Raw genomic sequence first — 21,042 nt, forward strand, 5'->3', positions numbered from 1 at the left:
GCAAGTTTTAGTAACTAAATCTAACAACAGGTTGTTGTAAAACCGTCATGAGCCGTCATGGTAGGAGAGAAGCTAATTGTGAAAAGGTTTGTGATCGCTACAAGCCATAAAGTAAAAGTGCGAATCGTGGAGGCTTCGCAGAGCAGCTCTGCTGAATTTATAAGTGCATAGGCTTAGTCCGTCGCCTCTGGCAACTTTCTTTTTCCGTTCTTTTGGCTTGATCCAAAGGACCCCCCGCCCGAATGATTACAGATCGGGCAGGAAAAGATCAAGACAAACATCCGCCCGGATGATTCCGTTCGGACAGGCGGATGCCTCCGTTCCCAAAGTACTGCGTGGACCGCCCGCGCCTCTCCAAAGTGCATCTTTGTTCTGTTTGCTTATCAGGTTCTACCCATCTATTTTAAAAGTTATATTGTCTAACCCCTTCTGTCGCCTGAAGTCAAAGTGTTGTTGGTCGATATCAATTTTCTACTTCGTAATTTGTAGTTTGTACTTGCCTTAACATCGTACATCTAAAATCGTACGTCATACATCATACATATAGCTTTACTTAAGTACCTCGTAACTCATGCCTTGTACTTTCCCCCACATCGTACATCTAAAATCGTACATCATACATGCACATCCGCACATCCGGTGTATCAAAAACGAACAATATAAATTATTTAATCAACGTAGTTATTTGGTTTGCAGTCAATTAAAGTTTGGTATTTTTCTGGTGCTTGAAAAAGCAATTATCTGAATATGCTGAAAAATTATTTTAGGATTGCCTGGCGGAACATGGTCAAGGACAGGCAGTTCGCTTTTTTGAATGTAATGGGATTGTCCTGCGGAATTGCTTGTGTGTTGTTGATTTATTTGTGGGTGGCTGATGAATTAAGCTTCGATAATTTTTTCGATAATAAGGATCGTGTTTACCAGTTGATGGAGCGTAGGTCTGCAGAAGGTGATGTGCAAGTGTCTGATGAATCGTCTGGCTTATTAAGTGAAGCAATGAAAGCGCAAATGCCCGAGATTGAATATGCCTCGCCATTAGCCCCTCCCGGGTGGTTTCAAAGATTTACACTTTCAGTAGGAGAAAAAAATATTAAGGCATCCGGACAATATTCAGGTAAGGATTATTTTAACATCTTTTCTTTTAAACTCCTTGAGGGAAAGAAAGAATCTGTACTTGCAGACAAAAATTCCATCGTTATTTCTGATGAGCTTGCGCGTAAACTATTTAACACGACAGAGAATTTAACCGGTAAGGCTGTTCACTTTCAGCACGAGAAAGATTTTTATGTGTCAGGCGTTTTTGAAAAAACACCGTATCATTCTTCTCAGCAATTTGATTTTGTTCTTTCATTTGAATATCTGAAAGACGTGCAGCCCTGGGTAAAAGAATGGACCAACCTCGGCCCGCATAATTTTGTGTTATTACGGAAGGGGACTGACGTCGCCGCATTTAATAAGAAAATCGCGGGCTTCATTAATATGCATGGAGGAGATAGTTCCCGCGTTGCCGTAGCAATGAAGTTTTCGGATATGTATTTATCCGGTTCGTTTAGTCATGGCGTTTCATCCGGCGGAAGGATGGCTTATGTGCGGTTGTTCTCTTTGATCGCTATATTTATTTTGATCATCGGCTGCATTAATTTCATGAACCTGTCTACTGCCAGGGCTTCCCGAAGAATGAAAGAGATTGGCATTAAGAAAGTTACCGGTGCTACGCGTGGTCAGCTAATTGCTCAATTCTTGTCTGAATCTACGTTGATGACATTGTTTTCCATGGCGCTCGCTTTGGTTATTGCAAGATTACTATTGCCACATTTCAATACACTAACAGGAAAACAAATCGAACTTAACCTCGGAATAGGATTGATTACAGCGTTAGCAGGTATCGCAATTTTTACGGGCTTGCTGGCGGGAAGTTATCCCGCCTTGTATCTGTCAAAATTCAATCCACTTACAGTTTTGAAAGGCAAGTTGAGTACATCCTTTGCAGAGATCGTTTCCCGCAAAGGCCTGGTGGTATTTCAGTTCACGCTTTCGGTTATTCTTATCGTTTCCGTGTTAGTGATTTATAAGCAGGTGAAATATTTGCAATCATCCGACCCCGGTTATAACAAGGATAATGTTGTAAAGTTTGACGGCGATGGGAAGATTGCCGGCGCTGAAGAGACCTTTATGGCTGAGCTAAAAAAGGTTCCGGGTGTGGTAAATGCCTGCTTTACCTACAATAATATGGTAGGTAGAAACTATGGTGATTATGGTATTGAATGGGATGGAAAAGATCCGGATGCGTCTGTCTATTTTGAAGGTTTCAGGGCTGGCTATGATTTTGTCGAAACCATGGGTATGCACGTGTTGAGCGGCAGAAGTTTTTCAAGAAATTATGGTACCGACAGTTCCAAAATAATTTTAAATGAAGCTGCAATAAAGGTGATGAATTTTAAAGATCCGGTTGGAAAAAATATCCGGCTTTTTGATAAGAGCATGCAGGTCGTTGGCGTAGTAAAAGATTTTCATTTCGAATCTATGCACGAGCTGGTGAAACCGTCTTATTACACATTATTAAATCCCGGGCAAGCCGGAACAAAAATAATGGTTAGAATAAAAGCGGGGGATCAGCAGAATACCTTAGCTGGTATTCAAAAGTTATATGAAACGTACAATCCGGCCTTTCCGTTTACTTATAGTTTTCTAAGTGAACTATATCAAAAGCAATATGAAACCGAAGTGAGGACAGCAGCGCTGGCAAAGTATTTTTCCGGATTGGCAATTCTTATTTCATGTCTTGGCCTGTTTGGATTGGCTGCATTTACGGCACAAAAAAGACAAAAGGAAATTGGAATTCGCAAAGTAGTAGGTGCATCTGTAAGTAATATCGCATTTATGTTGTCCAGGGATTTTCTGAACCTGGTAATAATTGCTATGTTGATTGCCTTTCCCATTGCGTGGTGGAGCGTGAATCAATGGTTGCAAGGTTTCGCATATCGTGTAAATATAGGTGCAGGTGTGTTTTTAATTGCTACTCTCTCCGTTCTTTTCATCACATTGTTAACAATCAGTTTTCAAGCTATAAAAGCCGCATTGGCAAATCCTGTAAAGAGTCTTCGTTCTGAATAAGCGATTTGATCAGGTGGATTATAAAAGGTGACAATTAAGAATGCCGGCGAAGTTAGTCGGCATTCGCTTTTTTTTTTTGATAATTGAAGGTGGATCATTGAAAATGATGAAGACGCAAATAGCACTGTGTGCTCTGTGTCTTCTCTGTCTCCACGCTACATATTTCCGTTTTCAATTCTCAATTCTCAATTATTGAAATGAGCATCTACCTTCTTTTGTACAGCTTGCCTGTCTACGGGAGTTTTTGCAAGCATCAATGCTTTGTCAAAATGTAGCTTTGATATTTCGTTATTGATGCCAGCGTATAATTCACCAAGCAGTAAATAATAGAAGAAATTATTGGTGAGCTGCAATTTTTCTGCTTCAGTAATCGCAGCTTCATTTCCGCGGGCTTTAGAGAGCGCATAAGTTCTGTTTAGAGCCGCAATAGGAGAGTATTCAATTTGCAATAACTGGTTATATAGCTGTAAAATATTATCCCATTTTTCTGTGCTGTCATTTTTCTGCGTATGCCAATAGGCGATCCCTGCTTCCAAATGATACTTTGAAATTTGGTCGCCACTTGCTGCACAATGCAGAAAGTAGCCTCCCTTACTTATCCAGTCGGGGTTCCATAAATTTATATCTTGCTCTTCATATAATACCAGTTCTCCACTTTCATTCATGCGCGCATCAAACCGGGAAATGTGAAAACACATTAAAGCAAGCAAAGCATTCGCTTGTGGCTTGTTGGTTAAGGTGTTTTCTACAAGCATTGTACATAGTCGAATCGCTTCAAGGCACAAATCTTTCTTTAACGGTGTGTTTTGACTAACAGAATAATAGCCTTCATTAAATAGCAGATAAATTGTTGTAAGTACAGGCTGTAATCTTTCTTCAATCTGAAATGCGTTGGGTAGTTCTATTGGAATATTTTCTTCCCGCAATTTTTCCTTTGCCCGGAAAAGCCTTTTGTTGATGGTTTCTTTATTAGATAGAAACGCGTCCGCAATCTCTTCAATGCCAAATCCACAAAGAATCCTGAGACATAAACCTACCTGAGCTTCGGTTGGAATTGACGGATGGCAGACTGCAAACATCATTTGCAGCTGACTGTCATTAATATGTAACGGGGATAGATCTATGTCGTCTTCGTAAACTTCATCCTGATTATCCTTTAACTGTTCGGATATTTTGTTCTCGAAGAGTGCATTGCGTTGCAAATGATTGATGGCTTTATTCTTCGCAACATTGTGCAGCCAGGCTGTTGGATTTTTAGGAACTCCTTCAATACCCCATGTTTGTGAAGCGACAAGAAAAGTATCGCTCGCAATGTCTTCTGCAATTTCAATTTGACGAAACCCAAAATGCTTGCACAAGACCGCTACAATCTTTCTGTATTCAGTTCTGAAAAGATGAGGTATTAACTCAGGCATAATTTAAGTCAAAAAGTAAAAATTCAAAAGTCAAAAATGTTGCCGCACTAAAAGCCTGTTTCACGCAAAGGTGAAAAATAAATTGTGTAAGTTGAAAATCCTGTCAAAAGCTTCATTCAGTGAACAGCCTTTTTACTTTTGAATTTTGACTTTCCTCTTTTATTTGTTTATCACTTTTCTCACTTCCACGCTATTACCCTCTCCCTTCAATATCGGGCATTCTTTGGCTATGGCAAGTGCGTCGTCAAAGTCTTTCGCTTTGATCATTATAAATCCCGCAAGAGATTCTTTTATCTCCACAAAGGGGCCGTCCGTTACCACGTTGTTGGGTTTTATTACTTTGCCTTCTGTAGACAAACCCTTGCCGCCAACAAATTTATCTTGTGCAGCAATGCCGCCAACCCAGTCATTGTACATTTTCATGTATACCTGTAATTGTTCGGGCGACGGTTGTGCTTCCCTGGTTAATAAATCCAGTCGCATTAAGATCAGGTACTCTTCCATGATGTTTGTTTTTATAAATGTTGAAGTGAATGTCTACTTTGAAACTGGCGCATAACAAGCCAGTATTCTACCGCTTTTAAATGTGTTTGTCTTCGTTAATTTAAGTTCAACCAGGTGGTTTAGCCCCTGGCAAAAAGAAGTGCCGCTGCCAATCAGCAATGGATCGATCATCAGCTGAAACTCGTCTATCAGCCCGTGTTCAGCAAACTGCGTTATAATTGAACCGCTTCCCAAAATAGCCATGTCTTTTCCGGGTGTGTTTTTTATTTTCCGTACTTCTTCAATTATATCGTCGCTGATGATCCTGGTGTTTTCCCATGTGGCTTTTTTCAACGTTCTGGAAAATACAATTTTTTCAGATTTGTTCATTCCTTCAGCAACCTCCGGCATCATCTGTCGGGCATTTTCTGTCGGCCAAAAACCTGCCATCATTTCGTAGGTCGTTCGGCCAAACAGGAGTATGCCGTCTGCGTGAAGCGCATCTTCTGCATATTTGCTTCCTTCTTCATCATGTGCGTGCCAGCTTGTGTCACCATCAGGGCCTTTAAAATACCCGTTTAATGTGGTGAAATTAAATACTGTTAGCTTTCTCATGGTAATCTCTTTTTAATTGAAAATTGATAGTTGAAAATTGAAAATGAACTGAGTGCTGCAAGTACGAGTTACGAAGTACGAAGTACACAAGTTTGATCCGGTTTACCTCGTGCAGATCTGTTTATAGCACAGTCTAATGATCTTGTCGGTCTTGCCACTAAAATATCTTGCCTTCATTTTCAATTAAAACCAGCGTTATAATTCTTTTGTTTGTTTATACTATTATAACAAACGAAAAACCAGGAATTGGACATACGAATGGAAAATTGATAATTGACAATTGAAAATGAACTGCAAACGCTCTGTGAATACGAATTACGCGGTACGAAATTTAGATTCGGCACATCTTTTCTTTTCATTCTCCTTCTCCTTTAACCTGGGCCACTAATTACTACCATCTCTTAATAATGATCATATCTGTAAAGGTTTTTGTTCATGACTGATAGAAGCATACTCATTCGCATATTTGCACATTTACTAATTTGCACATTTATCGTTCATTTTCAATTTTCAACTATCCATTTTCAATTAAAACCGTACATCGTTCGTATCAAAACCGAACATTTTACGTTTTAATTGCTATGTAAATTACTGGTTATAAAATTTTTACTTCGGGGCATATTGTTGGATGCGTTTGTTGGCAAATCCCAAACTATGTTCAAAACATACTTCAATATTGCGTTAAGGCAACTCCGCAAACAAAAAATGTATGCATTAATTAAAATCGGAGGTTTTGCTTTAAGCATAGCGGCATGCTTGTTAATTGCGCTGTATATACGGGATGAACTTAGTTATGATAAATCCTATCCTGATAATGACCGCATTTTCAGAATAACAGGTGAATACAATGACAAAGGCAATATGGAAACCGGTGCGGATTGGCCGCCGCCAATGGCAAAAGCACTAAAACAGGATTATCCGGAAGTTGAATATTCGGGCAGAATAATGCCGCATGAACTGTTCTATTGCGCCGGTAGCAACCAGGTGCGCAGGGTTGATGCGGAACAAAATACCTATGAAGACAAATTTACATTTGCAGATCAGTCTATTTTGGATATTCTACAGGTCCCCATGGTTTACGGTGACCGTGCAATGGCACTTGCCCAACCCCGTACAATGGTGATAGCAAAAAGCATTGCAGATAAATATTTTCCCAACGAAAACCCTGTTGGAAAATTAATGATCCTGAACAATGATAAGGACCGGATTTATAAAATTGGTGGTGTGATGAAAGATTTTCCTTCAACCAGCCATCTTCAATACAATTTTCTGCTGACACTTACGGGCTATGAGCTTTGGAAAGGCGAACAGGATGGCTGGATGAGCAGCAACTATTACACATATGTAAAGCTTCGCAAAGGCGCGAATCCGATACAATTCCAGGATAAATTAAAATCTGTCATCACCAGGTACTACGTCCCGGCGCTTAAAAGTGAAGGAAATGTTCAGGCTGATGAGATGGCTCAAAAGTTGCGTTTTCTGGTTCAACCTGTCGCAGATATTCATTTGCGGTCCTATAAAATAGATGATGGCCTGCATCACGGTGATATCCGTTTTGTGTGGTTGTTTGGCGCTATTGCATGTTTTATTTTATTAATTGCGTGTATCAATTTTGTAAACCTGTCAACGGCCAAATCTGCGAACAGGGCAAAAGAAGTAGGCTTAAGAAAGGTGCTGGGTTCATACAGGTCAGGGCTTGTACAGCAATTTCTTACCGAGTCCATGCTCTACAGTTGCTGTTCCTTTGTTTTGGGATTATTGATTGCATGGTTGTTATTGCCCTATTTTAATATGCTGGCAGGCAAATCTCTTTCTATGCCATGGACGAAATGGTGGCTGGTTCCTTTAATAACCGTTGCAATTGTTGCTACTGGTTTTTTTGCCGGCATCTATCCTTCACTGTATTTGTCTGCATTCAAACCAATACTGGTTTTAAAAGGCCAGCTGAGCAGGGGAAGCAAAAATTCTGTTTTACGAAACGGGCTGGTTGTGTTCCAGTTTTGTACATCCATTATACTGATAATTTCCACGCTGGTAATTTATAAACAAACGCATTACTTATTGAATGCGAAGATTGGTTTTGATAAAGACCAGGTGATGCTGATACAGGGGACAAACACGCTGGGAGAACATGTTAGAGAGTTTAAAAACGAATTGCTGAAGTTGTCGCAGGTGAAAAATGTGTCTGTGAGTGATTTTCTTCCGGTTTCAGGCACCAAACGCAATGGCAACACTTTTTGGAATACTGGGAAAAAAACGACTGATCCCGGTATATTCGCGCAAGCCTGGACTGTAGATGACAGCTACATTCAAACACTCGGAATCAAGTTGATTGCAGGCAGAAATTTTTCGCCGGAAATGCCATCCGATTCGCAGGCTGTTATTATCAATAAGACAATGGCTGAAAAACTTAACCTGAAAGATCCCGTAGGAAAGACAATCGAGAACTGGGGAAAGTATCCGATAATTGGCGTAGTAGAAGATTTTAATTTCGAAAGCATGCGCGGCAAGGTTGGTGCGTTAAGTATGCACTTGGGTAATAGTACAACTATTGTTTCTGTTAAGTTAAGCAGTAAAGAAGTAAAAGATGCTCTGCCGGCCATAAACAGTTTGTGGAAGAAGTTTGCGCCTACACAACCAATACGTTATACCTTCCTCGATGAAAATTTTAAAAACATGTATGCAGATGTACAGCGGATGGGTAACATCTTTACAAGTTTTGCCATACTGGCAATCGTAATTGCGTGTCTTGGCTTATTCGCACTTTCCGCTTTCATGGCTGAGCAACGCAATAAAGAAATTGGAATTCGCAAAGTATTGGGTGCTTCTGCAACAAATATAACAGCCATGCTATCCATAAGCTTTGTAAGATTGGTAATGCTGGCCATTTTAATTGCATCACCCATTGCCTGGTGGGGTATGAGTAAATGGCTGCAGGATTTTGCGTATCGTATCCAAATTGATTGGTGGATGGTTGCTTTGGCTGGCATTGTTGCGATAATGATTGCGTTGGCAACTGTAAGCTTTCAATCCATCAGAGCAGCGCTTGCTAATCCGGTTAAGAGTCTAAGATCGGAGTAGGATTTGATTAATTGACAATTCCTGCCCGACTGAAGTCGTTCAGGCGGGGAAAAATTGACAATTGAAAATGAAGCTAAATTGAAAGCTTTGTGTGACTCCTTGTATTCTCCTGCCTTTCCTCTGTTTAATTAAAAAAATACTTAAGGAAATGGGCAGTAGAGATACAAAAAATTTATCTGTGCTTCTGTGCCCCAGTGGCAAAAAAAACATGCTGAAGGCTAATTGCTGACAGCTCACAGCTAAATGCTACCGCTATGTTTAAGAACTATTTCAAAACCGCCTGGAGAAATCTTGCAAAGAACAAGGTTTATAGTTTTTTAAATATCCTCGGCCTTGCCATAGGCATGAGTGTTGCCATGCTGATAGGTTTATGGGTGCAGCATGAATTGAGCTACGATTCCTTTAACGTGAACCGTGAGCATATTGCTATGGTGATGAAAAAGACGCTGTTCAATAATGAGAAAGGTACACAGGCTGGCATATCGCTTCCGTTATATGATGAATTAAAAACAAATTATCCCGAAGTGAAACGGATCACCCGACTTGATTGGGGTGGTAATCACAGTCTTATGGTTGGTGACAAAAAGCTGAGCAGCAAAGGGCATTTTGCGGATCCGGATTTTTTGAGAATGTTTACTTTTCCGTTAGTTGAAGGACAAGCGGATCTTGTTTTGAAAGATCCTTATTCTATCGTGCTTACTCAATCATTGTCTAAAAGCCTGTTCGGAGATGCAGATCCTGTCGGAAAGTTTATTAAGCTGGATAATCAGCATAACGTTAAGGTGACAGGCGTACTAAAAGATGTTCCTAAAAATTCATCCATTGAATTTGATTTTTTATTGCCTTATGAATTGAATGTACTGACGGATAGTTTTGTGAAGAATTCGAAAGGTCAATGGCAAAATAATTTTCTTCAAAATTTTGTACAGCTGAATGACGGCGTGACGGTGGAGGCTTTCTCCAGGAAAATAGCACCGATCATTCAACAGAAATCAAAAGATAAAAAGGAGGGCACCTTGTTTGTCCATCCCATGAAGAAAGGGCATTTGTATAGTGAATTTAAAGACTGGATCAATATTGGCGGCACTATCGAATATGTAAAGCTGTTTGCGGTGATCGGCATTTTTGTACTGATTATTGCCTGCATCAACTTCATGAATTTAAGTACAGCTCGTTCTGAGAAAAGAGCCAAAGAAGTTGCTATAAGAAAAACGGTTGGCTCCCAAAGAAAACAGTTGGTCGTTCAGTTTTTAGGCGAGTCTGTAATTACTGCTCTTATTGCTTTTGTGTTGTCCTTGTTTATTGTTAAGCTAAGTCTGCCGTGGCTAAGTCAGTTGGGTTTTAAAGACGTGATCTTTAACTTTTCAAATTTGCCTTTGCTGTTAGTTTTGTTTGCAGGATGCGTTGTTACAGGACTTCTTGCCGGTAGTTACCCGGCGCTGTATCTCTCTGGATTCAAGCCGATCAAGGTGTTGAAAGGTACATTCAGCGCGGGAAAGGCGGCCAATCTTCCAAGAAAAATCCTGGTGGTAATACAGTTTAGTTTTTCCATCGCGCTCATTATTGGAACCATTATCGTCTTTCAGCAAATACAACATGCGCGCAACAGGCCATTGGGATACCGTCCGGATAACCTGATCTCTTTTGGCCTTTCCAATGATCTTACCAAAAATTTTGAACCGCTTAAAAGGGATTTGCTGGCAACCGGTTATCTTGAGGCTGTTAGTCGTTCGTCAAGCCCGATGACCGGTGTGTACAATCAATGGGATGATTTTTCATGGGAAGGTAAAGACCCGGACAGTCATCCACTCTTTTCTGCGATAATGATAGATCACGATTATGATAAAGCGTCAGGCGTTATTTTGAAAGAAGGACGTTTCTTTTCGAAAGAATTCCTTACAGATAGCAATGCTGTCGTTTTGAATGAAGCGGCAGTTAAACTAATGGGGTTTAAAAATCCTTTAGGTAAGATGATCAGGTTTGCCAATCAACCCATGACCGTTATTGGCGTTGTTCAAAACGTGATCATGGAGGATCCGTTCAGGTCCGTTATGCCTGCAATCATGTTATTCAGGCCCTATTTTATTTCACAAGGAATGATCCGCTTTAAAACTGGCACAAATCTGCAAAAAGCGCTCGCAGCCATTCAGCCGGTTATGGCAACATATAATCCCGCTTATCCTTTTGAATACAGGTTTGTGGATGAGGAGTTCAACAAGAAGTTCCAGGCAGAAAACCAGGTTGGTGCATTGTCCCGCATTTTCGCTGCGCTCGCTATTTTTATCAGTTGCCTGGGTTTGTTCGGATTGGCATCATTTATGGCTGAAAGGCGCACAAAAGAAATAGGTGTGCGGAAAGTGCTTGGCGCATCTGTTTCCCAATTATGGTTATTGCTATCAAAAGATTTCGTACTGCTCGTGTTTATCAGTTGCCTGATTGCATCTCCGCTGGCCTTATATTTTCTGCAGGACTGGTTGAAAAAATACGAATACCGCATAGAGATTAGTCCGTTAGTCTTTATATCCGCCGGCATCATCGCGATAATCATAACACTTGCAACGATCAGCTTCCAGGCCATTAAGGCCGCGTTGGCTAATCCGGTGAAAAGCTTGCGAACTGAATAAGTTGAAAGTTTTACGTGATACGTTGATCGTAGCGAAAAATTTGAACCACACAAAGAACACTAAGATGCACTAAGGAATGGTTGAAAAATCGTCCATGCTTCTCAATGTCTACCTGTCTGCGTGGTTGAAATGAAACTTCGTGCTTCTTTGCGCACTTCGTGTCTTCGTGTTTCAAAAAATCGCTGTGTTTCTCCGCGCCGTTGTGTCTCCGTGGTTCAAAAGCATTATATTGTGTTTCTTATGAGAATAGACGCAACAGAAAGAGCAAAGATGCCGGCAGGCACATCGAAAGTTTTAGATAGCAGGAGTTTACAAAACAGTTATTCCACATTGTTGCCCATCTTAAAAAAAGGCATGCGAGTGCTGGATGTTGGCTGCGGAACCGGCGCCATTTCTGCCGGCATAGCAGAAGTTGTTGGTGACGAAGGGCATGTTGCAGGCATCGATAGCAGCGATCACCTGATTGCGAAAGGTAAAGCCGACTTTGCTGATATCAAAAATCTTGAGCTCATTGAAGCGAACCTGTTTGAATATGATCCGCCCGGAAAATTTGATCTTATTGTTTCCGCACGTGTACTGCAATGGCTGAATAATCCTGAACAGGCTTTAGAGAAATTCAGGACGTTATTAAAACCCGGCGGACAGATCTCAATATTAGATTACAATCACACAAAGCTCGAATGGACGCCGGGACCTCCGGCAAGCATGAGAAAGTTTTACCAGGCATTTTTAGACTGGCGGGCTGATGCAGGTATGGATAACGAAATAGCAGATCATCTGCCTCAGCTTTTTGAAAAGCTGGGCTTTCATTCTATCGAAACAATCAATGCTGATGAAATAGCGGAGAAAGGAGAGGAGTCCTTCGCGGACAAACTCGGTCTATGGTCAAAAGTCGCTGAATTACGCGGTCCACAGGTTGTAAAAAGTGGGTTTGTTTCTGAGGAGGAGCGCCTTAAAGCAATTGATGAATATAACGCATGGATAAAAGAGGACGCTGAATCGATGATTGTTAAGTTGAAAGATGTGAGAGGGAAGGTATAAGAGCGACTACAATTATTTATCTAATCTTTCACGGGAAAATATAAAACAGAAAATGGCGATTTTTAATCGCCATTTTATATAAGAGACATTTCTTTACTTCCTTGCAACTCCCGTCATCCTTGCTGCTTCAGCAACGGCATAAGCTACATAAGTGGCCACCCGTTTGTCAAATACATCTGGTATAATATAATCTTCATGTAGCTCATCGGGTTTAATAATGCCTGCAATGGCTTTGGCTGCTGCTATTTTCATTTCATTGTTGATATCACTTGCCCGGCAATCAAGCGCTCCCCGGAAAATGCCAGGAAAAGCCAGTACATTATTGATTTGATTTGGAAAGTCTGATCTGCCTGTACCTACAATCCTTGCGCCTGCATGAAGCGCAACATCAGGCATTATTTCCGGCGTTGGGTTGGCCATCGCGAAAATGATCGGATCAACTGCCATGGATCTTACATCATCTTCGGTCAAAGCATCGGGAGCTGATACACCAATAAAAACATCGGCGCCTTTTATTACGTCTGAAAGCTTGCCTTTTTTCATTTGCAGGTTAGAGATTTTGGCTATTTCAGTTTTCTCTTTGTTCAAATAGTTCCGGCCTGCATAAATGGCTCCGGTCCGGTCGCATTGAATTACTTTTTTCAGGCCCATGTGCATCAATAATTTTGTTATCGCAATGCCGGCTGCGCCCGATCCGTTAACAATGACTTCTATATCGCGGATATCTTTATTTACGATTTTGAGTGCGTTAAGCATTGCAGCAAGTGTAACTACCGCGGTTCCATGTTGATCATCATGAAATACCGGAATGTCGCATTCCTCCTTCAATCTTTGCTCAATTTCAAAACATCGCGGTGCCGAAATATCTTCCAGGTTAATGCCGCCAAAGCTGCCAGAGAGTAATCTTACCGTGTTAATAATTTCGTCAACATTTTTAGATCGAATGCACAACGGAATTGCATCTATGCCTGCAAAAGTTTTGAACAAAGCGCATTTGCCTTCCATCACCGGCATGCCTGCTTCAGGACCGATATCCCCCAGGCCCAGAACAGCGGTGCCATCGGTAATAACAGCTACCAGGTTGCCTCTTCCTGTGTATGTGTACGATAATGTTGTGTCTTCAGCAATTGCCATGCACGGCTCTGCAACGCCTGGCGTGTACGCGATACTCAACTCTTCTCTTGTATTAATGGGCGCTTTACAGCTTATGCCAATTTTTCCTGCCCACTCCTCATGCTTTTGTAAAGCCTGCTTTTTTAATATCATATTGGAAATGCTTTTGCATTGAATTTTTGTTGTTGCCGAAACATGCGGGAATGTTTCAATGGCAACAGGCACCTTATTTAACGCCGTAATTAATCTGCGTTTTTTAGGGTGCACAAAATTATCAAACACAAAAGCCGGGAAACATGAATAATGTCATTGTTTGGGAATTTTGGTGCGAGGTGTAAGGTGTGAGGTATGGTGCCAGGGGCCGCCCGTCCGAACAGAATCATCATGGCGGATGTTTGCCTTGATCTTTTCCTGCCCGACTGTCGTCATTCAGGCGGGGGACTTTTGGATCAAGCCAAAAGAACATGAAAAAGAAACGGTTTTAACAAAGTTATCTGAGGTGAGTTCCAAAAGAAGTTTATAAATATGTTACCGGTCTCGTATAATTTATCCATACTTCAGCTACAATAAGATGAAGCGTAAAGCCAATCCAGAATGCGGTTCCAAAAAATACATGCGGAGATAAACCTGACAATCCGAAAAATAATCCAATTATCGGACGGATAGTGCTTACTGCCAGGCCGACTGCAAACGCTCGGATCATCCATTCACGATGAAGCGTTTGATTCTTTCTTAAAATATACCACCACGCGCGGCTTAATGCAACTAGAAAGAAGATCGCAAACAGCATGCTTCCGGCAGCTTCATTTATACCTCCGATAGGCATCATGATAAATGGCATACAAAGAGCGGAAATACCAACGATATATGAAGCGATGATAAATATTGTGCCGCTGATCCTGTGAAAGCGAACATGCCTGTTACGGATGCCTGGTATAAATTGCCAGGGACCAAGTATCATAAATAAGGACCCTGGCAGAATGTGCAACAATGTTATTGCCGGATGTTTTGCAAACCCTGTGTCAAAAGGCGGTTCTCCGTTTGGAGAAAATGAAGGAATAATGCCATAGATCGCGAGAATTCTTCTTGCAATCATTGCTATGCCGATTGTTACCAGAACAAACATTATAATGCGCAGTATGCCTGGCAGCTTTTGTATTTGTAATGATTTACTCATGTTGCCCTGCTTGTTTTTATGAAAGTAAGATCATTCAGTATCGGAAATTGATTTTTTATATGAAAGGCAAACACTGTGCGACAAAAGAATTGCAGGCCCGACTGTCGCAAACCACCCGCTAATTGTCGCTTTCAGTGGTTTAAAAAACATGATCTAAAAAGTAAGTTTGTATTTACGAAGCATACCTCAATATTGGGGCAAAAGAATCAAATCACTTTTAAAAATAGGGATATGTGTAGATCAATAAATTCTGTTCGTTTGGTAATAACAGCGTACGCAGTTATGCTGTTGTTTATCTTTAGTAATGCTCTGTTCGCTCAGAATAGCCAATTACAGACCGGTTACGCCAATGTGAACGGTCTTAAAATGTATTATGAAATGCAGGGTTCCGGAACGCCACTGATTTTGTTACATGGAGCTTTCATGAACACCGGAACCGCTTTCGGACAGTTGATGCCGGAATTGTCAAAAAAATATAAGGTAATTGCAGTTGATCTGCAGGGGCACGGGCGCACCGCGGATATCGACCGGCCATTTTCTTTTGAGAGTCTGGCGGACGACGTTGCATCGTTATTGAAGTTTTTAAAAATAGACAGCGCTAACATAATGGGTTATAGCCTTGGTGGTGGCGTTGCATTACAGGTAGCTATCCGGCATCCGGAAATTGTAAGAAAGCTTGTCATTGTTTCCGCTGTATATAAATTTGACGGATGGTATCCGGAGACAAGAACAATATTTCCAACCATTTCAGCGGAAGCGTTCTCCAAAACGCCTTTGAAAACACTTTATGACAGTATAGCTCCTGATCCAAAACATTTCGAACAATTTGTCAGTAAGATGCGTGATTTTGTTTCTAAGTCGTATGATTTTGGTGCAGACAAAGTAAAAGCCATTAAATCACCGGCATGCATCATTCTCGGCGACTCCGATGGTGTACAACCAGAACATGCTGCGGAGATGTTCCGGTTGCTGGGCGGCGGACAAATGGGCGATCTTCGTGGCCTTCCAAACTCGCGCCTCGCCATATTTCCAGCCACAACCCACGTCGGCATCATGATGCACACTGATTGGCTGCTGGCAGTTGTTCCGGATTTTCTTGATGCCCCGATCCATTGATGTGACGGTTTCACGCAACGAGCGCAAAGTAGCAGCGACGCAGCGAGACCTGGGTTGTTTTAAGTTATACGTTGTACGTTATACGTTTTTCTTAGCGAAGGGGTGATCGCAATCACAGCTTCGTGCCCTTTCTGCGCTTGCGCGTCTTAACTTCGTGTTTCTTGCGTACTTTGTGTCTTTGTGTTTCAAAATCTTCGTGCTCCTTTGCGTCTTAGCGGCTTTGTGGCAAAAAAACGTGTTTCTCCGTGCCCTTGTGCCTCCGTGGTTCCAACCCCTTTGTGCATCTTTGCGCCGTAGCGTCTTTGTGGCAAAACCTTCGTAGTGCTTCTCCATGTCGCTGTGCCTCTGTGGTTCAAAATCCCTTGTGTTTCTCTGTGTCCTTGTGTCTCCGTGGTTCCTAAACAAGCAGCACAGTACAGGACGACTTAACTAAACCTATCATATATCTTACGCGTGATTTGCATAAATTCCTGATATGTACAAAAGTTGTTTGCTTGCTATAGTCACTCTTATTTGCGTTTCCACATTTTCACAATCTAACGGACATACATCTGCGCAGCCCGCACGACCCGTGAAATTTGTCAAAAAACAGATCGCTGCAGAAAGTTTTGAATCAGCCGGCGTATTTGATGTCAATAATGATAAAATTCCCGATATAGTTTCAGGTGCATACTGGTATGAAGGACCAGGTTATTTTAAACGTCATTTTATTGGAGCGCCCAAACAATTCGGCGAATACTGGGACGACTTTTCAACCATTCCACTTGATGTTAATGGAGATGGTTTGACGGACTTCGTTACTGGCGGATGGTTTGGTAAAAGCCTGGTGTGGCGTGAAAATCCGGGTGCGGACAAAGAATGGAAAGAACACTTAATAGCTGAAGCAGGTAATATAGAAACAACACGTGGCTGGGATATTGATGGTGACGGTATTGTTGAAATTATACCCAATACACCTAATGATAATTTTGTTATCTACAAACTTGTTACTGATAATAATGGTAAAGGCACAGGAACATTTAAAGCATATAAAATTATGGATGGCAAGTCCGGTCACGGGCTCGGTTTCGGTGATATTAATGGTGATGGCACAAATGATTTTGTGTTAAGTGAAGGTTGGCTTGAAGCACCAAAAGATCCATATCAGGGTAAATGGACATTTCACAAGGATTTCAACCTCGGCACTTCGAGTGTACCTATCATTATTACCGATGTAAATGGTGATGGCACTGCGGATATCATAGTTGGGCAAGGACACGATTATGGTCTCGATTGGTATGAACAAAAGAAAGGTCAGAAATCTGCCTGGATCAAACACTCGATCGATCCATATAATTCACAGTTCCATACCATGCAATGGGTGGATATTGATGGTGACGGGAAAGATGAACTGGTGACCGGTAAACGTTACCGCGCACACAACGGAAATGATCCGGGTGAAACAGACCCGCTGGGTATTTATTATTATAAATGGAATGGAAGCGCTTTTACAAAACAAATCATTAGCTACGGCCCTTTTGGTGAGGGCAAAGGCGCAGGAATTTATTTTAGCATTAATGACCTGACAGGATCCGGCAAAAAAGATATTGTTGTTGCCGGTAAAGATGGTCTATATGTTTTTTATAATAAAGGTTCGGAATAAAAGACATCGGCTGCTCGATTGCTGTCAGATCAGCTGTATGTGAATTGGCTATTGGATAAATAAAAAAAAATTGCGAAAACGCATGAGGCGATTGGAATACCAAGACCATTATTAGCATGATATCCGAATAATAATCACAGTACCTTAAGTGAATAACTGAATATTAAATAATATAACTGCACATCTCTATAACTAGTTATATCGGTTGCTTAACCCCTGATCGTTTGAGCTGTGTTTTAATCACAATTTGAACGAGATGTTTTTTTATTGCATCAGGCTTTCAACTGTTTTTTTCAGCATAAATGATCGCATAATGATATGCTGTGTTCCTTTATTTATAAGCGTTTCGATAAAATGTTTAATAGTATGAACATAATAGTTTGATGCATTTTTTTTGTTTCGAAAAAAATAAAAATAAAACATGTTTATTTCAGGATGGCTCAGGACGGTTTAACGTAAAAGAGTTTCTAAGTTTATGTTCTAACAAACTATTGCTATATGAAAAGAGCTCACATTTCAGGTAAGTTTGTTGTAATACCCTTACAACGTTTACTATGCCTGCTCACTACATTTTTACTTGCTGCCGGCTTGCACGCGCAAGACGTAATTAAGGTTACCGGAACTGTTACAGATGCTTCAAAGAATGCACCCATTGCAGGTGTGTCGGTTGGTATCAAGGATGGAAAAGTTGCAACTGCAACCGATGATAAGGGAAGCTTTACAGTAAGCGTTAGCAAAAACGCAGTGCTTGTATTTTCTTTTATAGGTTTTGCATCTCAGGAGGTTGCTGTAAATGGCAAATCTGTTGTAAATGCAAGCTTAAAAGCTACTGAAAGTAATTTGAACGACGTGATTGTGGTTGGTTACGGCAGTACTAAAAAAGCTACTTTAACCGGTTCTGTTGCTTCAGTAAAAGGAGATGTATTGCAGAAGTCTCCCTTACCAAACGTGACCAACTCACTGGGTGGTCGTCTGCCTGGTTTGGTTGCTGTTACACGTACCGGCGAACCTGGTAACGATGCGTCTTTATTGAGAATAAGAGGATCGAATACATTAGGCGACAACTCTCCGTTAATTGTAGTTGACGGTATCGCTAACAGAAGTATTGACAGACTTGATCCTGCAGACATTGCTTCCGTAAACGTACTTAAAGATGCTTCCGCTGCCATCTATGGTGCGCAGGCTGCTAACGGTGTAATTCTTGTAACAACAAAACGCGGTTTGTCAGGTAAGCCACAGTTGCAGATCAACATGAATGGTGCGATGACTTCTCCAACTGTATTGCCTAAGATGGCTGATGCTGCAACCTATGCACAGTTGATCAATGAGATCAAACATTATGCAAATGAGCCACTGCGTTATACAGATGAAGACATCCAGAAGTATAAGGATGGTTCTGATCCCTGGGGACATCCAAATACAGACTGGTTTAAAGAAACAGTAAAGCCGTGGTCACCACAATACTATGGTAACATGTCACTAAGTGGTGGTTCTGATAATATCAAGTATCTTATCTCTATTGGTCACAATTACCAGGATGGAATGTACTACAATAGTGCAACCAATTATTCTCAAACAAATTTCAGAAGTAATATTGATGCGAAGATCTCAAACAGTATCAAGTTAAGTCTTGATCTGCAAGGTAACCAGGAAAACAGGAACTATTCCGGCATTACCGGGGAAGGTGCATTAAATCCTTTCTGGGCAATGAACCGTGCATATCCTTATCTGCCTGCAAGATGGCCCAACGGCTTGCCTGGTCCGGATGTTGAGTACGGTGCAAACTCTACAGTGATCGTAACGGATGCAACGGGCTACGATAAAAACATTGCTTATATTTTTCAAAGTAATTTGAAATTGGATATCAGCATACCATGGGTTAAAGGTTTAAGTGTCACAGGTAATGCATCTTTCGATAAAAACTTGCTTACCAGAAAGCTATTTCAAAAACCCTGGTACTTGTACACACTTACGGGATATGATGCAAATAACCAACCCATCCTTACAAAAGGCATCAGAGGGTTTTCTGATGCAAGGTTGACAGAATCTCTGAATAATACACAACGCACTACTCTTAATGCTTTGATCAATTATGAAACAACTATTGGTACCGATCATGCAGTTAAAGCATTATTGGGTACGGAACGTATTTCAGGTGATTTGATGTTCTTCTCCGCTTATCGCAGAAACTTTACTTCAACTGCACTTGATGAATTATTTGCTGGTGGTGATCTGTTAAAAGATAATACCGGTACAGCCAGCCAGAATGCGCGTTTAAATTACTTCGGTCGTGTGAACTATGCCTATCAGGGAAAATATCTTGCAGAATTTGTGTTCAGATATGATGGCTCTTACATCTTCCCCGAGCATAAACAGTACGGTTTCTTCCCTGGTGTATCACTAGGCTGGCGTGTCTCCCAGGAAAATTTTTGGAAGAACAATATCAGCTTCATCAATGAGTTGAAGATCCGTGGTTCTCTTGGCAGAACAGGTAATGACCGCATCGATCCATACCAGTTCCTGTCAAGCTATGGCTACAGCGGCACATATGTGTTCAATAGTGGTGTAGCTGTTAAACAGGTGAGTGAATTACGTATTCCCAATCCTGATGTTACCTGGGAAATTGCAGACCAGGGCAATATCGGTTTTGATGCACAATTGTTCAACGGAAAATTGTCTATCACCGCAGATTACTTCCACAACTATCGTTCAAATATCCTTTGGTGGAGAAACGCTTCAGTGCCTGCAACAACAGGTTTGTCATTGCCAAGACAGAACATTGGAGAGGTACTTAACCAGGGCTTTGAAACACAGGTAGGCTATAATAACCGTGCAGGTGCATTTACTTACGCGGTATCTGCTAACGTGGCGTATGCTAAAAATAAGATCATGTTCTGGGATGAAACGCCTGGTGTGCCAAGCTATCAGCAAACAACAGGACACCCGATGAATGCGCAGCTGTACTACCAGGCAATCGGCGTGTTCAGAGATCAGAAAGCAGTTGATAATTATCCGCACTGGGCCGGTGCCCGTCCTGGTGATTTGATCTTTGAAGATGTAAATAAAGATGGTAAAATAGATGGACTTGATCAGAAAAGAGACTATAAGACAGATATTCCAACTGTTACCGGCGGATTTTCATTCGATCTTGGCTATAAGAACTTTTATCTGTCAGGTTTGATCCAGGGAGCAGCAGGAGCAGAAAGATCTTACCGTACGTTCTCCGGAGAAGCCGGAAACTTTTTGGTACATGATATTGAAGGCCGCTGGACAGAAGATAACATTGATGCGAAGAAACCAAGAACATGGAACCGTAGTAAAGAATACTGGATGACAGATGGTGCGCCAAACAATACTTACTGGGTAAGAAGCAGTGATTACCTGAGATTGAAGAGTGTTGAACTGGGTTATAATTTTTCAAGCAGCCTGATTAAGAAATGGGGACTTACCGGACTGAGGATTTATGTAAGCGGTGCGAACCTGATTACCATTACAAAAATGCAGGACTTCGACCCTGAATCTCCTAACCAGGATGACAGATCAATTTGGGTAAATAGCCAGGTGTATCCGCTGATGAAGGTTTTAAACGCAGGTCTATCTGTTAATTTCTAAACACTGAAC

At 41.3% G+C, this 21,042-nt stretch carries 12 protein-coding genes; 7 read left to right on the top strand and 5 right to left on the bottom strand.

Annotated features, from left to right (window positions below; all coding sequences use genetic code 11):
- The first annotated feature begins 747 nt into the window (after nt 1–747).
- Nucleotides 748–3,114, top strand: coding sequence for an ABC transporter permease (locus QTN47_RS19185; protein WP_369331026.1), 2,367 nt, complete (start codon nt 748–750; stop codon nt 3,112–3,114).
- Between the two features lie 185 nt (nt 3,115–3,299).
- On the opposite strand, the gene QTN47_RS19190 is transcribed toward QTN47_RS19185, so the two are convergent.
- From QTN47_RS19190 to QTN47_RS19200, 3 genes are all read right to left on the bottom strand, one after another.
- Nucleotides 3,300–4,529 (bottom strand): RNA polymerase sigma factor, encoded by a 1,230-nt coding sequence (locus QTN47_RS19190; RefSeq protein WP_369331027.1) that lies wholly within the window; start codon nt 4,527–4,529, stop codon nt 3,300–3,302.
- 159 nt (nt 4,530–4,688) lie between these two features.
- Nucleotides 4,689–5,033, bottom strand: coding sequence for a YciI family protein (locus QTN47_RS19195; RefSeq protein WP_369331028.1), 345 nt, complete (start codon nt 5,031–5,033; stop codon nt 4,689–4,691).
- Between the two features lie 33 nt (nt 5,034–5,066).
- Entirely contained in the window at nt 5,067–5,627 is a 561-nt protein-coding gene (locus QTN47_RS19200) for a dihydrofolate reductase family protein (RefSeq protein WP_369331029.1), read from the bottom strand.
- Between the two features lie 654 nt (nt 5,628–6,281).
- Here QTN47_RS19200 and QTN47_RS19205 point away from each other — a divergent pair.
- The 3 genes from QTN47_RS19205 (at nt 6,282) to QTN47_RS19215 (ending at nt 12,373) form a co-directional block, all read left to right on the top strand.
- Complete coding sequence (locus QTN47_RS19205) at nt 6,282–8,708, top strand: ABC transporter permease (RefSeq protein WP_369331030.1); 2,427 nt, start codon at nt 6,282–6,284, stop codon at nt 8,706–8,708.
- A 254-nt stretch (nt 8,709–8,962) separates the two neighbouring features.
- Nucleotides 8,963–11,332 (top strand): ABC transporter permease, encoded by a 2,370-nt coding sequence (locus tag QTN47_RS19210; protein WP_369331031.1) that lies wholly within the window; start codon nt 8,963–8,965, stop codon nt 11,330–11,332.
- Between the two features lie 240 nt (nt 11,333–11,572).
- On the top strand, nt 11,573–12,373 hold the full coding sequence (locus tag QTN47_RS19215) for a class I SAM-dependent methyltransferase (protein WP_369331032.1): 801 nt from the start codon (nt 11,573–11,575) through the stop codon (nt 12,371–12,373).
- A 93-nt stretch (nt 12,374–12,466) separates the two neighbouring features.
- Here the strand turns inward: QTN47_RS19215 and QTN47_RS19220 are convergent, their stop codons facing one another.
- Both QTN47_RS19220 and QTN47_RS19225 read right to left on the bottom strand, forming a co-directional pair.
- Complete coding sequence (locus QTN47_RS19220; protein ID WP_369331033.1) at nt 12,467–13,639, bottom strand: NAD(P)-dependent malic enzyme; 1,173 nt, start codon at nt 13,637–13,639, stop codon at nt 12,467–12,469.
- 364 nt (nt 13,640–14,003) lie between these two features.
- A complete protein-coding gene (locus tag QTN47_RS19225) occupies nt 14,004–14,663 on the bottom strand; it encodes a DUF2306 domain-containing protein (protein WP_369331034.1) in 660 nt (219 codons plus the stop codon).
- Between the two features lie 231 nt (nt 14,664–14,894).
- On the opposite strand from QTN47_RS19225, the gene QTN47_RS19230 reads away from it, so the two are divergent.
- The 3 genes from QTN47_RS19230 (at nt 14,895) to QTN47_RS19240 (ending at nt 21,033) form a co-directional block, all read left to right on the top strand.
- On the top strand, nt 14,895–15,779 hold the full coding sequence (locus QTN47_RS19230) for an alpha/beta fold hydrolase (protein WP_369331035.1): 885 nt from the start codon (nt 14,895–14,897) through the stop codon (nt 15,777–15,779).
- A 475-nt stretch (nt 15,780–16,254) separates the two neighbouring features.
- On the top strand, nt 16,255–17,421 hold the full coding sequence (locus tag QTN47_RS19235; RefSeq protein WP_369331036.1) for an FG-GAP repeat domain-containing protein: 1,167 nt from the start codon (nt 16,255–16,257) through the stop codon (nt 17,419–17,421).
- 498 nt (nt 17,422–17,919) lie between these two features.
- Nucleotides 17,920–21,033: a SusC/RagA family TonB-linked outer membrane protein gene (locus QTN47_RS19240; RefSeq protein ID WP_369331037.1), complete on the top strand. Its 3,114-nt coding sequence runs from the start codon at nt 17,920–17,922 to the stop codon at nt 21,031–21,033.
- Nucleotides 21,034–21,042: the final 9 nt, after the last annotated feature.

The sequence above is a fragment of the Danxiaibacter flavus genome (genome assembly GCF_041060425.1).
GTDB lineage: Bacteria > Bacteroidota > Bacteroidia > Chitinophagales > Chitinophagaceae > Danxiaibacter > Danxiaibacter flavus.

Coding starts and splice junctions, on each gene's coding strand:
- QTN47_RS19185 (WP_369331026.1), top strand. CDS start 748: ATGCTGAAAAATTATTTTAGGATTGCCTGGCGGAACATGGTCAAGGAC.
- QTN47_RS19190 (WP_369331027.1), bottom strand. CDS start 4,529: ATGCCTGAGTTAATACCTCATCTTTTCAGAACTGAATACAGAAAGATT.
- QTN47_RS19195 (WP_369331028.1), bottom strand. CDS start 5,033: ATGGAAGAGTACCTGATCTTAATGCGACTGGATTTATTAACCAGGGAA.
- QTN47_RS19200 (WP_369331029.1), bottom strand. CDS start 5,627: ATGAGAAAGCTAACAGTATTTAATTTCACCACATTAAACGGGTATTTT.
- QTN47_RS19205 (WP_369331030.1), top strand. CDS start 6,282: ATGTTCAAAACATACTTCAATATTGCGTTAAGGCAACTCCGCAAACAA.
- QTN47_RS19210 (WP_369331031.1), top strand. CDS start 8,963: ATGTTTAAGAACTATTTCAAAACCGCCTGGAGAAATCTTGCAAAGAAC.
- QTN47_RS19215 (WP_369331032.1), top strand. CDS start 11,573: ATGAGAATAGACGCAACAGAAAGAGCAAAGATGCCGGCAGGCACATCG.
- QTN47_RS19220 (WP_369331033.1), bottom strand. CDS start 13,639: ATGATATTAAAAAAGCAGGCTTTACAAAAGCATGAGGAGTGGGCAGGA.
- QTN47_RS19225 (WP_369331034.1), bottom strand. CDS start 14,663: ATGAGTAAATCATTACAAATACAAAAGCTGCCAGGCATACTGCGCATT.
- QTN47_RS19230 (WP_369331035.1), top strand. CDS start 14,895: ATGTGTAGATCAATAAATTCTGTTCGTTTGGTAATAACAGCGTACGCA.
- QTN47_RS19235 (WP_369331036.1), top strand. CDS start 16,255: ATGTACAAAAGTTGTTTGCTTGCTATAGTCACTCTTATTTGCGTTTCC.
- QTN47_RS19240 (WP_369331037.1), top strand. CDS start 17,920: ATGAAAAGAGCTCACATTTCAGGTAAGTTTGTTGTAATACCCTTACAA.